We start from the raw sequence: 15,899 nt of genomic DNA on the forward strand, positions 1-15,899 counted from the left end.
AGTATTTGAGTATTTGAGTATTTGAGTATTTGAGTATTTGAGTATTTGAGTATTTGAGTATTTGAGTATTTGAGTATCACTTTGCCTTTTTAGCTATGATAGTAATCAGCTGTATCAACTTTGTACGTACTAGCGTTGCAACTGATTTATTTTATATATCGAATGCAGCGACTTTATGCCCATGCTTTGAGCAAATGCTATAAGCTCATTTTTAGCACATATAAGTGGTTCCATTATAGCAGTCTGTTTTGAGTGGTCTGTTAATAGGGTTTTGAGGGTAAAATAACTGGTTCCCTTGGGGTATACCCTAAAAAACTTCCGCCAGTTGTCTGATTAAAATCTCCCAAGTTTAAGTGTACGGGATTGACAGCAGGGATCAGTGTGTCTAAGGCTTCCTAGGTAGATTTGGGCAACTTGAGGTTTGGTAAATTCTAACGTACGGATTAAAACCACCTAGCTAGCCGGATATCCCTTGCCTTACTATTTACAGGTTCGGGTTCACAATAATTTTCACTGCTGATTCATTGTTGTGAATTAAAGTCTCAAAGCCTTTAGCAATCAAGTCATCCAATTTGATACGTTGAGTAATAAAGGGCTCAAGGTTCACTAAGCCATCTTCGACCAATTTGATGGTTTCTTGATGATTGTTTACATAACCAATAGTCCCACGTACATCGAGCTCCTTCATGACTACGCTATGTACATTTACGGAAGCTGGGTGGCTCCAGATAGAGACAATCACAACCACACCAGTAGGTTTAGTAAGTTCAACCAGCGAGTCCAATACCTTATTGACGCTGGTGCATTCAAAAGCCACGTCTACACCGCGGTTATCCGTAAGCATCATGACTTCTTCAGTCAAATCTACTTCAGTCGGATCTAAAATGTAATCGGCAATCCCACTTTCTTTAGCCTTCTCTTTGCGCTTGGTACTCAATTCAGTGAGAATGACGGTAATGCCTTTGGCTTTTAAAACTGCCGCCAATAATAATCCAATCGGACCACCGCCGCCGACCAAAGCAACATCACCTGCTTTGGCGCCACTGCGCACAAAAGCATGATAGCCAACGGCTAACGGTTCAATCAAGGCTGCTTGATCTAATGGTATTTTATTAGAGATAGGATGTACCCAGCGGCGCTTGACCGCAATTTTTTCAGACAAACCACCACCGCGACCACCAAGACCAATGAAGTTCATATCTTTTGATAAGTGATAATTCTCACCAGGCGCGGTAGAAACATCATCAGCGATAATATATGGTTCAACCACGACATGCTGACCGATCTCAATATCATCAACACCCTCACCAATAGCATAAACGACGCCTGAGAATTCATGACCCATAGTGATTGGGGCAGACTCTCCTGAGATTGGGTGAGGATGACCGCAAGGGGGAATAAAAATAGGACCTTCCATAAACTCATGCAAGTCGGTACCACAGATGCCACACCAAGCGACATCGATTCCAACGGTACCCGACTCTACAGTAGGCTCTGGAATATCTTCAATACGAATATCGCCTTTGTCATAAAAACGTGCCGCTTTCATATAAATCTCCTTTGATTGTCATTAAAAAAATATTGGATGGTGCATCAAAAATTATGCTGGCATCAAACGTAGCCATAATGGATGATTGTAAATATTTGGCTGAGCAGATAAAAAATAGGCATAGATGCCCTAACCTCAAAATCATTATCCACTGCCAAAGCAAGATTGCAACCGTGAGCTACACACATATAAGCCTAAGAGAACGATATCAGATTTATGGCATTAAAAGGGCATAACATGGCAGTCAATTTGTAGTAGAAGCTGTCAAAAAGATAACAGACAACAATCGTAACTTGAGTGCAACTGTTCAGCAGCTCGAAATAGAGATGCAAACGTTATCTAATTGGCACAATAAAGCTAATCAAGGCAAACTTGCAGGAACTGAGCAGTATGATCCTAATCTTATGGCAGCTATTCAGGAAATAAAGCAGCTCAAGCGGCAGCTTAAAGTAGCTGAAGAGAAACGAGAGATCCTAAAAAAGGCGACAGCGTACTTCGCAAAGCAAAGCTAATCAGGTACGCCTTTGTCAAAGACAACCAGCACTTCTTTAGCATCACCACTATGTGCCGCGTGCTAAATGTTAAGCCATCAAGCTATGACGATTGGATAAATCGCGATATTAGTGAGCAACAGATATATTGTAACCAGTCTGAGCTACTGGTTAGAGCCGCTCACAGTGAAACTCGTGAGCGATATGATGCTGATTGACCTATGCTGTCAATCCCGCAGACATTAACTTAAGAAGTTTTATTTACTCAGCCTGATGATAATGATCAAACTACATTTGTCTTGGCATTTTATAGACCAAACCTTTTTGAATCTTAATCTAGCTGTGTTCAAGCTCAATATATTTAGTAATATTGATAATGGCATGAAATTCTTTTATAGCCTTGCTATACGCTAAATCATTCTTCAACGTACCTAAAAGCTCTCTATAGGGATATTATCGAAACAGTTGTACCGCTTGAACATCGAACCTTTAAATTAATGCTTGGCAAACCAAATCTACTGCCGTGCGCTTACTACTACATATAATAATTACACAATAAAACAAAAAGATAATATAACTTAACATTTGATAATTGAACAGTTGGTTAATATAAGGATTAAGAAGCTTAACATAAATAAGGGAAGCCTGTGAAACGTGCAGAGCAAGAGCGCTCATTACAAACTAAAAATAAGATATTATTAGCAGCCCTTACCGAGTTTGCTTCAACAGGTTTTGATGGTGTTTCAACGCGCGCCATTGCTAAAAAAGCAGAGGTGAACCATACCTTGATTAGCCATCATTTTGGTTCCAAAGAAGCGTTGTGGAAAGCCACGGCAAAATTATGTTTTGAGATTTACAGTGAACACAATTTTGAGAAGCGCAGAAACATGCAAGATGCTGAAGCTCGTACTTTAGTGAAAGTGCTGTTAAAAGATTTTATAAAGTTTTGTGCCAACTACCCCGATATTCATCATTTTTTGATACAGGCTAATCAAGGAGATTCGGAAAGACTTGACTGGTTTGTCGAAAACTATTTACGCACTATTTATGATGAAGAGCTGGATATTATTCGAAGAGCACAAAAACTAGGATTGGCTCCTCAAGGAGACAGTATGCATATTCGCTACTTATTACTGGGTGCAGCCACGTCTATTTATACCTTTGCCCCTCAATTTGCAAGATTATCTGGGAAAGACCCTTTTTCTGATGAATTTATTGAGCAGCATGTAGACTATGTTTTAACGCTTTTCACGACCTGCGCCAAAAAGCTATGAGATAGATCACAACGATCTACCTCGTAGCTTTTTTGCATTAAAGACAATTAATATTATATCAAGCCGTTATTTTGCAACATACATAGATATCGAGATTAAAAATGAGTTCAATCACTAGAAATATCTTCGGCACCATCAATAAAACTATTAATCATTGGTATATTCCACTTGTCGTTGGCATTATTTTTATTGCCACCGGGATATATACCTTTGTTTCACCACTTGAGTCTTATGCTGCGCTCGCTATTTTATTCAGCATATCTTTCATTATTTCAGGCGCTTCTGAAATTGCATTTTCTTTATTAAATAAGGAGGTACTTAATAATTGGGGTTGGTTTTTAGTCCTTGGGATTTTAACGTTAATTGTTGGTGTTCTTTTGTTTGTTAACCCGGCAGTATCGCAAGCTACCCTGCTTTTTTATGTGGGTTTTTTAGTATTGTTTCGTTCCATTAGTGCTGTCAGCCATTCATTTGAGTTAAAAGAATATGGCTTTTCTGATTGGGGGTATTTAACAGTAATAGGGGTTGTCGGTATTGTTTTCTCCTTTATCTTATTATCTAACCCTATACTTGGTGGCATGACAGTTGTTATATGGACTGGCTTAGCCCTGATAACTAGTGGCTTTTTCAGCATGTACCTTGCTTTTAAATTAAAAAGACTAAAAGACTTACCAAATAATATTTCTAATGAACTAAGAAGTAGGTTCAATTTAGTATCACAAGAAATTAATAACGTATTAAACAGTAAACAATAACTACATTCTCATTTGGTCACTGACCTATAAATATTTAAGTTAATAGCAGCTTCATTTTAAAACAACACTGAGTCATAAGACTCTTTAACCCACTAAGGGGATAATAATGAAAAAGACTAATGAAAAACAAAAAACTATCGACAGCTTTCCACATCAGCCAGATGCTAATAAAGCCTATCCACACCACTACCCACAAAACACCTTGCCGTTTGCTGACAAAATAGGCAACTATCAACGCAATATCGGTAGACCAACCGACGCTTATAAGGACAGTAAAGTCTATATCATCGGTAGTGGTATCGCGGGCTTATCCAGTGCTTACTACTTCATTCGTGATGGTAAAGTACCGGCAGAAAATATCACCTTTTTAGAGCAACTAGAGGTGTCAGGCGGCTCCATGGATGGCTCAGGTAATGCTAAGAATGGCTACATCATACGTGGTGGCCGTGAGATGGAATTTACCTACGAGAACTTTTGGGATGTCTTCCAAGATATTCCTGCAGTAGAGATGCCAGAGCCATACAGCGTACTAGATGAATATAGACTGATTAACGATGATGATCCTAACTATTCAATCGCTCGTTTGGTACATCAGCAAGGTAAAATCAAAGAAACGAATGGTGTTACTCTAAAAAAATCTGACCAATTAGCATTGATACGTCTACTACTAAAACGCAAAGAAGAATTAGATGATGTGCGAGTCAATGATTACTTTAGCGACAGCTTCTTTGAAAGTAACTTCTGGATACTTTGGAGCACCATGTTTGCCTTTGAAAAATGGCACAGCTTGCTTGAGTTAAAACTATATATGCACCGCTTTTTGCATGACTTAGATGGTCTGCATAATATGTCGATGCTAGTATTTCCAAAATACAATCAATATGATGGGTTTATCGTACCGCTACGTAACTATCTCATCGAAAAAGGGGTTAAATTCCAATACGATACTTCGGTGACGGATTTAGATATTGAGTTTAATCAAGCTGATGACCATGAATCTGTTAAGGGTTCAGCTAATGAGCCAACCAAAACGGTCAAAGCCATCATTGCAGAAGTAGGTGGTAAGCCTACCCGTATTACTATTACAGAGAATGATTATGTAGTAGCAACCACAGGCACAATGACTGATGATACACGATATGGTGATAACGATTCTGCGCCAAACCTAGATGCTATGTTAGACAATCAAGGGCAATCAAAAGGTTGGACGCTTTGGAACAATCTTGCTCATAAGTCCAGCGTCTTTGGTCATCCTGGAAAATTCAATGGTAATGTGAATGAGTCTGCATGGATGTCAGCCACACTGACTTGTAAGCCTTCTGCATTGGTAGATAAGGTTAAAGAGCTGTCTGTTAATGATCCATACTCAGGTAAAACAGCGACAGGTGGTATCGTCACCTTTACCGATTCTAACTGGGTAATGAGCTTTACTTGTAACCGTCAGCCGCATTTCCCTGATCAACCAAAGGACACCTTAGTACTTTGGGTGTATAGTTTGCTGATGGATAAAGATGGCAATTATATTAAGAAACCAATGCCAGAATGTACAGGTAATGAGATTTTAGCAGAGCTCTGCCACCACCTTGGTATTATCAATGAGTTAGACGGCGTGGTTGACAATACCATTGTTAGATCTACTTATATGCCATATATCACCTCACAGTTTATGGTACGTGCGCAAGGCGACCGCCCTGAAATTGTACCGCAAGGTTGTACTAATCTAGGCTTAGTAGGACAATTTGTCGAAACTAGAAATGATGTGGTATTCACCGTCGAAAGCTCTGTTCGTACGGCTAGAGTCGCGGTATATAGCCTACTGAATATCAAAAAACAGGTGCCTGATATAGATCCATCGCAATATGACATTCGTCACCTATTACGAGCGGCAAATACGCTAAATGATGGCAAAGGATTTATTGGAGAAGGCTTATTACGTAAGCTATTAAAAGATACCTATTATGAGCATATCTTGCCACCTACCCATCTAGATAGTCAGGAAGAAACGAAGCATAATGACTCTATTTTCTCAGAGTATTGGGAGTCTATTAAAGGTATTTGGCATAAATAAGCTCCTTTAGACTGCAACGCTTGTGGTGGCTTAAACGCTCAGTCACCATAAGATAGTGAAGGTGGTAGATGAAACTCTAGTAGTGATCTGTAGCTTGTAGCTGGCTATTTTAAAAGCTAAGGCAGTTACAGTTACTATGATGATTTCTCTATCACCTTTTTTTGTGCTTTTGTAATACATGGATCATGTGAGCTACACAAGACAGTCCTGTAGAAACCAAAATGGGAGATCTTAATAAGAAAAATTAATGATAATAACCCCTGCTATTGATTTAGTCGCCATTAAATTCACACCTAATGCTAGGAGTTCGATGTCTGTATAACGCACTGAACATGTTCCAATAATGGTGTTAAATCACTACTGAACCGCCCTGAGATTGTCGGAGACTCAACATCCTGAGAGAATACGACAATAAAAAAATAAAACTACGCCCTTTGATCTTTATTTAAAGGCATCACAACGCCATATAAAAATCGATTTAATGCAGTAAGGCTTGATAATAACCATTATATTGCATTCATAATTGCTTTTCTGCAAAATGGTATGAGTATATGAGTATATGAGTATATGAGTATATGAGTATATGAGTATATGAGTAAAATTTGTTTCTTTCGACAATATAAGGCGGCAAACGTGCCAAGAAATTTAAACTAAGATCAATATGTCAGCTTTCATATGTACGTTTTAAAAAGATACATGAAGACATATCAAATTATCCCTTTGCTTCTTACTAATATAAGTACAGATATAAGTACAGATATAGTATATACTAGTATAACATTCAACCTATAATGATAGGTCATATAACCAACATAATTAAACGTGGAGTAATTATTATGGACGTTGTGAACTACACTGATTTTAGAAAGAGCTTAGCAAAGTATATCGATAAGGTAGACACTGATAAAGGCCCGATATTAATTACAAGACAAAATGCTAAACCGACGGTATTAATGAGTTTAGAAGAGTTTAACTCGTATGAGGAAACACTGCATCTTTTAAGCAGCCCTACCAATGCCAAGCGTCTCAGACGCTCTATTGCTGATGCTAAAGCTGGTCGCTTGATTGAACGTGAGATTGATGCCAAAGATATGCCACTCACTTTTGATGATGAGGTAGACGCTTGATACTATCTTGGACGGAAGACGCGTGGGAGGACTATGAGTACTGGCAAAGAACCAGTAAAGAGAAAGTCAAACAGATCGGTAAGCTGATTAAAGCCATCAAACGTGACCCATTTAAGGGTATTGGCAAACCTGAACCACTCAAACATGACCTTGCAGGCTACTGGTCTCGTCGAATTGATCAAGAGCATCGGCTGGTTTATGAAATTCAAGATGATGCGATCATTATCGTCCAGTGCCGTTATCATTACTAAGCAAAGGTATAACAGCTCAAAAAGTGCCTGATTTATAATTAGGCACTTTTTCATAGTGATAGGTAGTTAGTTAATGTCCAGAAACGTTCTTTAATTCTTGAGACATCTCAGCAATCAACTGACGCGAGTACTTAGCCACGATTTGTATTTCAGAATAGCTATGGTCAACCTTTAAGAGACTTGCGATGATTTGACGCTTCTTAGTAACGGGTCTACGGCTTCTATGTTTATTTTCTGCTTTAGCCTAAGTAATTTAAAAATGCCCTAGATATTAAAAACCTAGGTGGTGTGTCAGAAAGTATGCTGGGGAATAAAGGAGGGTGACAGCCGAGGCAAGATGATATATTTGAGTAGATATCAGCTGCCCCGACTGTCACAGTCCCGGTTTAAAGAAACCCCGATATTAACAACGTCACCTAAGGAAAGTAAACTTCATACCTCAGTCTTCTACACTATATAAATAGTAGCATATAGAGCTTTCTCGACTCATAAGATTTAAATAAACCCATAGTAATTATAGATATTAATAATATTTCGAGCACTATAATATTGAGGGATCCACTACCTAATAAGTTATAGTGCAGATTGTATAGGTTAACTGATCTCTAATATCGCTCTCAAATTCGGAACTGAATCTTTAACTTGATTAAAATTTGAACAATTCTTGAAGCCTTGAAAGCCCTATAGAATCAGAGAACTTAGCATAGATTTCTTATTGATTTTATCGCCAGCATACTTTTTAGAACACCACCGTATTTTTTGAGGATGTCTATGTCATACTCTATTCACGATGAGCCGCACCTAAGTAACCGGAGTCAATGGCTCAGAGCAGCGGTACTTGGCGCCAATGATGGACTCATTTCTACCGCCAGTTTACTGGTTGGTGTTGCCGCCGCAAACGCGAGCAGCCAAACCTTATTACTGACAGGATTGGCGTCACTGACGGCAGGGGCTTTATCGATGGCGGCTGGTGAGTATATCTCTGTGTCCTCACAAGCAGATACTGAAAAGGCTGATTTAAAAAAAGAGCTTTACGAGCTGACGCATAATCCTGAGCGGGAGCTTGTCGAGCTGACAACAATTTATAAACAGCGTGGACTTGATCAAGACTTAGCACACCAAGTTGCTGTCGCCTTAACTGAGCACGATGTACTTGAGGCTCATGCTCGTGACGAGATAGGGCTAAATGAAATCAGTCAAGCAAAGCCCCTGCAAGCTTCCATTGCCTCCGCATTGGCCTTTATTACTGGCGCCATATTTCCTGTCATCGGCATCTTGGTGTTTCCAGCCCAGATCCTTGTTTGGTCATTGGCCGCGCTGACCATAGTCGGCTTAGTCCTACTTGGCATGGTATCGGCGCGCTTGGGCGGTGCACCCACTCTCCCTGCTGTCACTCGCGTCGTCGTGTGGGGTGTATTGGCCATGGTCGCAACATCACTTATTGGGCGATTACTTGGGGTGTAGCAGATTCAATTTAAAAGTATGACAGTTTTATTTTCAAATGACTAGAACGGTTTAGAGCCCAGTTTATTTTTAGCGCTCATTACTTTTTCGTAACGCATCCTAGAACGATACGTCTGTATCAGCGCGCGTTTGTAAGTAAAGACCTATTAAGGTATTCAAAAAGTGGTGGTGTGTCAGAAAGTATGCTGAGGAGATGAAAGGAGGGTGACAGCCAAAGCAAGATGATATATTTGAGGTTATGAAGACACAAATACAGATCAATTGCCCCGACTGTCACAGCTCCAGTTTTTCGATACACGGCAAAAAAAGCTATGGCAAGCAGAACTATCAATGTAAGGACTGCAAACGCCAGTTTATTGGCGATCATGCCCTAACTTATAACGGCTGTCACTCTAGAATAGAAGATAAAATACGGCTAATGACGGTTAGAGGTTGCGGCGTCAGAGACATTGCTATTATAACCCCAGTTCGGGATAAGCGCTCAAAAAAAAGATAAAAAAAGAAGTCCAAAGTTGCTAAAGTAAGTTTACCAAGACAAACTTCACAACAAGGACTTCTTACATGGACAACCTAACCGAACTATACTGCCATATTGACGACTTTTATCAGCAATTCAAACCTGAGTTTGACGCTCATTTAATCGCAACGGGCCGTCAACGGCTAAGAGCATGCCAGATAAGTGTAGCAGAGATTATGACCATCTTGGTACTGTTTCATCAACTGCGGTATCGACAGTTTAAGGCGTTTTACTACCATCACATGCTTGGCATGATGAAACGGGAGTTTCCAAATCTGCCGAGCTACTCGCGATTTATAGAGCTTGTGCCGCGCAGTATCATACCACTGTGCAGCTACTTGCAAAGCATGATGGGCGACTGTACAGGTATCAGCTATATTGATTCAACCAAGATAGCAGTTTGTCATAACAAACGTATCTACCGTCATAAAGTCTTTGAGAGTATGGCGCAAAGAGATAAAGGTAGTATGGGCTAGTTTTACGGCTTTAAGCTGCATGCCATTATCAATCATAAGGGCGAGCTTGTATCTGTTAAAGTCACTGCGGGTAATACGGATGACAGAGTGCCTGTTAAGGATATGGCAACGTCTTTATTTGGAAAACTATTCGGTGATAGAGGCTACATCAGTAAAGCACTGAACGAGTGGCTCACAAAACACAGTGATACTAGGCTGATAACGAAACTTCGGCGTAATATGAAACCGCAAGTACTCAAGCCGATAGATGAGGCGCTACTCAATCATCGCTCTTTGGTTGAGACGGTGTTTGGGGAGCTGAAAAACTTGTGTCAGATTGAGCATTCACGCCATCGTAGTGTCACGGGTTTTATTACAAACTTGCTGTCAGGTTTGATTGCTTATTGCTGGTTTCCCTATAAGCCCACCATCAAAAACATGCCTCAGCAGGGACAGGTAGCAACATTGTAAATAGTATCAATGAGTTACAATGTGGCTTATCCCGAACTGGGGTTAGGTAAGAAGAATATTGAATTAGTTAACCGGACTTATAACAGCCTAATGCCATCTAAATAAGACCTAGACGATCACACCTGAAAGACAGGCGCGAATCCACCGCCTGGCGTACGGAAGTTAGTCACCTGACCTTGATACACACGCGCAGCAGGTAGTAACAGTTTTCCGCCATACGTATAAAGACGTATATCTACCTTTCTTGTTGTTACGATGTCATCAATTTTGAGTGATCTCTCTCCTGCAGGGACAAAGGTCTGTGCGATATAATCTTCATCCAGAATGTTTTCGAAGACGCGTCGAGTCAGTTTGCTACCGCGATAAACGCCTTTGCTTCCATGACCAGCAACTGGCTTAAAAAACAGTTGCCGCCGAGTAAGCCACAACTCTGCTGCATCGTCTCTTGATACAATCTTAGTCCTCGGTACAGACCTTTCGAGGCACTCCACTGCAGCCTCATCCAGACCCCAAGAGCGCAATATTTGGGAGTCTGATAGCAATGTCAGGTTTTGCTTATTGGCCAACATAGCATGTACGCGGGGATTGGGTGTCACTACCACAGCACCCTCTAAATAAGCCTGCTTAAGCAATACATGGTCAGGGTCCTCAAATGCAAAGTCGACAAGCCGATTGTAAATCATATCGATTTTCTGGCCATGGGCTGTTAACGTACCGTCGATATACTCGAGTTCAGAGGGATCAAGTATCACAGTATCAATACCTCTAGCTTGGAGCAGTTGACAGGCTAACTCAAACTCTAAGAACATGAACTGACTCTCGGGGTCATTGTCCACAATGGCTATCCGATTGGGCATAGCAACAGCGGACTGTCGCTGCCATTCCTGTTTGAACATGTCAAACACTGCTTCCTCGAACCTATCTAGCATTTGATTGGTTGCAGCGCTCTGCTCTGAGGGGTTGCAACAGCGTTTTTGTGCGCGAGCGAGCAACACATTCAGAAATGCGCCACCGGCATTAGTATTGACCTCGATGAGCTGAGGTCCATCGCTACCCAAGTGAAAGTCATAACCCATGAGGGCCCCTATTGGGCCTGGGTCGAAAGCAGCTATTTCTGGTGCCCACGACAGCACTTGCTCTTGATACAATGGCAGTTCGGCAGCTGACTCGATAGCCCTGACGATTCGCTCCATCGCCTCTATCTCTGTTTTGGGAACGAACACGGGTGTTGCTGAAAAAAGCTTATTAAGCTCGTTCGCTCCTATTGGATTGTTCCTAGTTTCTACCAATTGATCTTGAAGGCTTGTATTAAGCGCTTTACGATCAAGGGTAATGCAGTAGCACTCTTGGTTAAGTCGATTTGCAAGACCGTCATTTTTTTCGTTGTTATTAGTTGGGTGTTCCATTTAGAGTCCGTCGCTAAGTAGAGTACTCACGCTGACATACTCTAGTAAAAAGTAAAAAGTAAAAAGTAAAAAGTAAAAAGTAAAAAGTAAAAAGTAAAAAGTAAAAAGTAAAAAGTAAAAAGTAAAAAAGGTTCTTGGCGTATTTAAGTAGTGCTAGCTACTTTCTAATGTTTCATTCCCTGAGACTAAATCATTATTTCGTTCATTTTTAATTAATATCTTTGCTAAGAGTAAACCCAGCTCAAATAATAGCCACATAGGAATCGCCAACAACAGCATTGATACACCATCAGGCGGTGTCACTACCGCGGCGATCCCAAAACAGCCGACTATGATATAACGACGCTTATCTTCTAAAATTTGAGTAGAAACGATTCCGGCCATTATCAGCAATAAGGTAACCACTGGAATCTCAAAAGTCAGTCCAAACACCATAAATAGCTTGAGGGCAAAGCTCAGATAACTGTCAATATCGGTCATTGGTATAACGTTCTGCGGAGCGAACATAATAAAAAATTTCAATACCCCTTTGAGTACGACAAAGTAGGAAAAAGCAACACCAGCATAAAATAGAAATATCGAAGATAGCAGTACAGGAATGGCAATTTTCTTCTCTTTTTTATATAAGCCGGAAGCTACAAATGACCAAATTTGATACAGGATATAAGGCATTGCTAAAAATGCGGCGACGAATATCGTTAAGCGAATGGGTGCCATAAAGTTTGACGTTATATCAGTGGCAATCATGGTCGAATTGATGGGTAACTGCGCCACTAATGGGTCTGATAAAAGATTATAAAGCTCGCGTGAAAATCCCACCAATACTAAGAATATAATTAAGACGACCACGCATATTCTTATTAAGTGCGTACGCAGCTCGATTAAATGTCCGGTAATAGGCATATCGCCAAGCGTACCTAACGTATCTCCAGACTCACTATTCTGTGTTGTATCTGTTGGCGCCTCAAACTCTATATCTGTTATTTTTTCTTGTCGACTTTTTTGCCGTTTAAATAGGCTCACTGATCCGCCTCCTGTTTAATGAACGAGGAGGTAGTATTCTGTTGATGGTCTTTATCATAAGGGGTGATTGACTGATGTGAAGCGTCTAGGCTTTGGTTCTGTGACTGCTCAAACTTTTGCATACTGCCACGCATTTCTGCTAATTCGCGCTTCATATCCGACTCGGTCTGACGAATCTTTGCCAGCTCATCTTGCATCTGTTTTCGTGTCTCAGCTAGATCAAGCTCAGCTTCTATTTCAGATTGTAGAGTGGATACTGTACGGCGCAGTTTGGCATACCATTGCCCAGCGGTACGTGCGGCTTGCGGCAGTTTTTCTGGGCCCAATACGATTAAAGCAATGACGCCAAACAAGAGTAATTCGGAAAACCCAATATCAAACATAACAGTCACATATATTAATAGACTACTTAGTGCCGCTATTTATAAGCGGCGCGCTTCATACTTTAGGCTGGTCATCAGTGGAAATAGGGCTGATTTCCATATCATCAGCCTGATTACCTACACGCGTATTTAAATCATTACTTGCAGCTGGCGTACTATTTTCATGGCTAAGCACATGATTTTTGCGAGCATTCTCAGGTTCTTCATCTTTGACCGCTTCTTTAAAACCCTTCACCGCACCGCCTAAATCTTTACCTGCATTTTTAAGCTTGGCAGTACCAAATACGACCACCACTACGACCAATAAAATCAGCCAATGTGTAATAGAAAAGCTGCCCATAACGGTATCCTTATATTTTGTGATCTTGTTTAGACCAGTATGTGTCAGTGTGCTTTAGAACACTTTTTACCGTACCAGAATTATAGTTTCAAACGGCGCAATCGCAGCGCGTTAGCAATCACCGAGAATGACGACAAGCTCATCGCTGCCGCTGCTATCATCGGACTGAGCAGAAGCCCAAATATGGGATAGAGCACACCTGCGGCAATAGGAACACCAAGTGCATTGTAGATAAAGGCAAAAAACAGATTCTGTCTGATATTGCGCATGGTGGCGTGGCTAAGCTTATAAGCTTTGGCAATGCCCATTAAATCACCTTTTAGCAGGGTAATGCCCGCACTCTCCATCGCCACATCGGTACCGGTTCCCATAGCGATACCAACATTAGCTTGCGCTAGCGCTGGTGCGTCGTTGATACCATCACCCGCCATAGCGACCAATTTACCGCTGTCTTGCATTTCTTTGACGATACGGTTTTTATCCTCTGGTGAGACATCCGCATGAACTTCATCAATACCTAGTTTATTGGCGACTGCCTGCGCGGTTTTTTCGTTGTCACCGGTTAGCATCACAACTTTTAAACCTGCGTCATGAAGCAGTGAAATAGCCTCTTTAGTGCTTGGTTTAATAGGGTCAGCAACTGAAATAATACCAGCAGCTTTACCGTCTATAGCCACAAACATTACCGTTTCACCGTCTTTTCTACGGACATCAGCTTTAGTGGACAGCTCATTATCAAAACTATTTAGGCTTTCCATAAGCTTAGAGTTACCAATAGCGACTTTCTTACCATCGACCACGGCTTGTACGCCTTCGCCAGTAGTCGAATTAAAGTCAGTAGCTTTAGGAATAATGAGTGATCTTTCTTGAGCTGCTCTAACGATAGCTTCTGCTAAAGGATGCTCGCTAGCGCTTTCTACTGAGGCTACCAATGCGAGGAACTCGTCTTCATCTTGACCTACCTGCGCATCAATTGCGGTAAGCTCGGGCTTACCAGCGGTCAGTGTTCCGGTCTTGTCGACGACAATGGTATCGACTTTTTCCATACTCTCTAACGCTTCAGCATTTTTGATGAGGACGCCGTTTTGCGCGCCTTTGCCGGTACCAACCATAATGGACATCGGCGTCGCTAGACCAAGGGCACAAGGACAAGCAATAATCAGTACCGCAATCGCGTTAACCAAAGCATAGGTCATAGCGGGCTCAGGGCCGAATATCGCCCAGACAATAAAGGTTATGATAGAGCTGACAATAACAATAGGTACGAACCAACCCGCCACTTGATCTACCAAGCGCTGGATAGGCGCGCGGCTACGCTGGGCTTCAGCAACCATTTGTACAATTTTAGATAATACTGAATCTGCTCCAACATTGACCGCTTCGACTAATAGCGTTCCGGTGCCATTTACCGTACCACCAGTCACTGTATCTCCTGCTACTTTTGATACAGGGATTGGCTCACCCGTCACCATTGATTCATCAACATTACTATTACCATCGATCACTGTACCATCTACGGGTAGTTTCTCACCTGGTTTAACCCGTAGCTTATCGCCAGTGACGACCTCATCAAGCGAGACTTCGACTTCTTCACCGTTTTCATCGACACGTCTTGCGGTTGGTGGTGCGAGCTCAAGCAAAGCTCTAATCGCACCTGAAGTTTGACTTCTAGCTTTGAGCTCTAATACTTGACCCAGTAGCACCAAGGTCACAATGACCGCTGCCGCTTCATAGTAGACTCCGACTTGACCAGAGGCATCTCTGAAACTGTCTGGGAAAATATCGGGAAAAAAGGTCGCGACAATACTAAAAATATAAGCAGCGCCTACGCCTATCGCAATCAAGGTAAACATATTTAGATTGCGGCTTTTTATAGACTGCCAGCCACGGACGAAAAACGGGGCGGCGCCCCAAAGCACTACAGGGGTCGCGAGCACTAACTCAGCCCATTGTAAGATCTTTGAGGAGATACCATACTGACTAAAATTAACTACGTTTAAGTCAAACATACCGCTCATCACATATATTAATAGCGGTACAGTCAACACGGTACATATCCAAAAACGACGAGTCATGTCGTCAAGCTCTGAGGTGTCCTCTTCACCGATAGTAAGCGTTTCGGGCTCAAGCGCCATACCACATATCGGACAACCGCTATTTCTAACGTCTCTCACTTCAGGATGCATAGGACAGGTATATACCGTGCCATCGTAATCAGCAGGTACTTTATCGTATTTACCGCCTTTAACAGATTTTACTCCGCTACTATCAGTATCCTTTCCATGACAACTGGCGTGACTATCATCTTTAGCAACTTCGTCTTCA

At 41.4% G+C, this 15,899-nt stretch carries 12 protein-coding genes and 3 pseudogenes; 9 read left to right on the top strand and 6 right to left on the bottom strand.

The window, feature by feature from the left end; genetic code table 11:
* Positions 1-484: 484 nt before the first annotated feature.
* Complete coding sequence (locus I3254_RS00490; RefSeq protein WP_058023639.1) at positions 485-1,549, bottom strand: 2,3-butanediol dehydrogenase; 1,065 nt, start codon at positions 1,547-1,549, stop codon at positions 485-487.
* Between the two features lie 272 nt (positions 1,550-1,821).
* Here I3254_RS00490 and I3254_RS00495 point away from each other — a divergent pair.
* The 9 genes and pseudogenes from I3254_RS00495 to I3254_RS00535 all read left to right on the top strand — a co-directional run.
* A pseudogene (locus I3254_RS00495) lies at positions 1,822-2,240 on the top strand (IS3 family transposase); the annotation flags it as partial.
* Between the two features lie 447 nt (positions 2,241-2,687).
* On the top strand, positions 2,688-3,314 hold the full coding sequence (locus tag I3254_RS00500) for a TetR/AcrR family transcriptional regulator (protein ID WP_058023641.1): 627 nt from the start codon (positions 2,688-2,690) through the stop codon (positions 3,312-3,314).
* A 101-nt stretch (positions 3,315-3,415) separates the two neighbouring features.
* Complete coding sequence (locus tag I3254_RS00505; protein ID WP_058023642.1) at positions 3,416-4,069, top strand: HdeD family acid-resistance protein; 654 nt, start codon at positions 3,416-3,418, stop codon at positions 4,067-4,069.
* Positions 4,070-4,175: 106 nt separating this feature from the next.
* Complete coding sequence (locus I3254_RS00510) at positions 4,176-6,137, top strand: oleate hydratase (RefSeq protein WP_238050468.1); 1,962 nt, start codon at positions 4,176-4,178, stop codon at positions 6,135-6,137.
* An 836-nt stretch (positions 6,138-6,973) separates the two neighbouring features.
* Positions 6,974-7,264: a type II toxin-antitoxin system prevent-host-death family antitoxin gene (locus tag I3254_RS00515; RefSeq protein WP_087813576.1), complete on the top strand. Its 291-nt coding sequence runs from the start codon at positions 6,974-6,976 to the stop codon at positions 7,262-7,264.
* Entirely contained in the window at positions 7,261-7,515 is a 255-nt protein-coding gene (locus tag I3254_RS00520) for a Txe/YoeB family addiction module toxin (RefSeq protein WP_087813577.1), read from the top strand. Before I3254_RS00515 ends, I3254_RS00520 begins: the two co-directional genes overlap by 4 nt.
* 771 nt (positions 7,516-8,286) lie before the next feature.
* Entirely contained in the window at positions 8,287-8,979 is a 693-nt protein-coding gene (locus I3254_RS00525) for a VIT family protein (protein ID WP_192523181.1), read from the top strand.
* Positions 8,980-9,217: 238 nt separating this feature from the next.
* A pseudogene (locus tag I3254_RS00530) lies at positions 9,218-9,439 on the top strand (IS1 family transposase); the annotation flags it as partial.
* A 101-nt stretch (positions 9,440-9,540) separates the two neighbouring features.
* A pseudogene (locus tag I3254_RS00535) lies at positions 9,541-10,422 on the top strand (IS982 family transposase).
* A gap of 116 nt (positions 10,423-10,538) precedes the next feature.
* Here the strand turns inward: I3254_RS00535 and I3254_RS00540 are convergent.
* From I3254_RS00540 to I3254_RS00560, 5 genes are all read right to left on the bottom strand, one after another.
* Entirely contained in the window at positions 10,539-11,828 is a 1,290-nt protein-coding gene (locus I3254_RS00540) for a hypothetical protein (protein WP_036599449.1), read from the bottom strand.
* Positions 11,829-11,981: 153 nt separating this feature from the next.
* Positions 11,982-12,851, bottom strand: a complete 870-nt coding sequence (gene tatC / locus I3254_RS00545) for a twin-arginine translocase subunit TatC (RefSeq protein ID WP_011959994.1) — start codon at positions 12,849-12,851, stop codon at positions 11,982-11,984.
* On the bottom strand, positions 12,848-13,234 hold the full coding sequence (gene tatB / locus I3254_RS00550) for a Sec-independent protein translocase protein TatB (RefSeq protein ID WP_238050469.1): 387 nt from the start codon (positions 13,232-13,234) through the stop codon (positions 12,848-12,850). The genes tatC and tatB overlap by 4 nt, the downstream gene beginning before the upstream one ends.
* Before the next feature lie 55 nt (positions 13,235-13,289).
* A complete protein-coding gene (tatA, locus tag I3254_RS00555) occupies positions 13,290-13,574 on the bottom strand; it encodes a Sec-independent protein translocase subunit TatA (protein WP_011959992.1) in 285 nt (94 codons plus the stop codon).
* Positions 13,575-13,654: 80 nt separating this feature from the next.
* The coding region (locus tag I3254_RS00560) for a copper-translocating P-type ATPase (protein WP_238050470.1) at positions 13,655-15,899 on the bottom strand (2,245 nt) is incomplete at its 5' end.

Source organism: Psychrobacter sp. Ps2 (genome assembly GCF_022129405.1).
Taxonomy (GTDB): Bacteria; Pseudomonadota; Gammaproteobacteria; order Pseudomonadales; family Moraxellaceae; genus Psychrobacter.

Excerpts from the sequence above, each read along its gene's own strand:
- I3254_RS00540 (WP_036599449.1), bottom strand. The coding sequence starts at position 11,828 with ATGGAACACCCAACTAATAACAACGAAAAAAATGACGGTCTTGCAAAT.
- tatB (WP_238050469.1), bottom strand. The coding sequence starts at position 13,234 with ATGTTTGATATTGGGTTTTCCGAATTACTCTTGTTTGGCGTCATTGCT.
- I3254_RS00510 (WP_238050468.1), top strand. The coding sequence starts at position 4,176 with ATGAAAAAGACTAATGAAAAACAAAAAACTATCGACAGCTTTCCACAT.
- I3254_RS00505 (WP_058023642.1), top strand. The coding sequence starts at position 3,416 with ATGAGTTCAATCACTAGAAATATCTTCGGCACCATCAATAAAACTATT.
- I3254_RS00515 (WP_087813576.1), top strand. The coding sequence starts at position 6,974 with ATGGACGTTGTGAACTACACTGATTTTAGAAAGAGCTTAGCAAAGTAT.
- I3254_RS00490 (WP_058023639.1), bottom strand. The coding sequence starts at position 1,549 with ATGAAAGCGGCACGTTTTTATGACAAAGGCGATATTCGTATTGAAGAT.
- I3254_RS00525 (WP_192523181.1), top strand. The coding sequence starts at position 8,287 with ATGTCATACTCTATTCACGATGAGCCGCACCTAAGTAACCGGAGTCAA.
- tatA (WP_011959992.1), bottom strand. The coding sequence starts at position 13,574 with ATGGGCAGCTTTTCTATTACACATTGGCTGATTTTATTGGTCGTAGTG.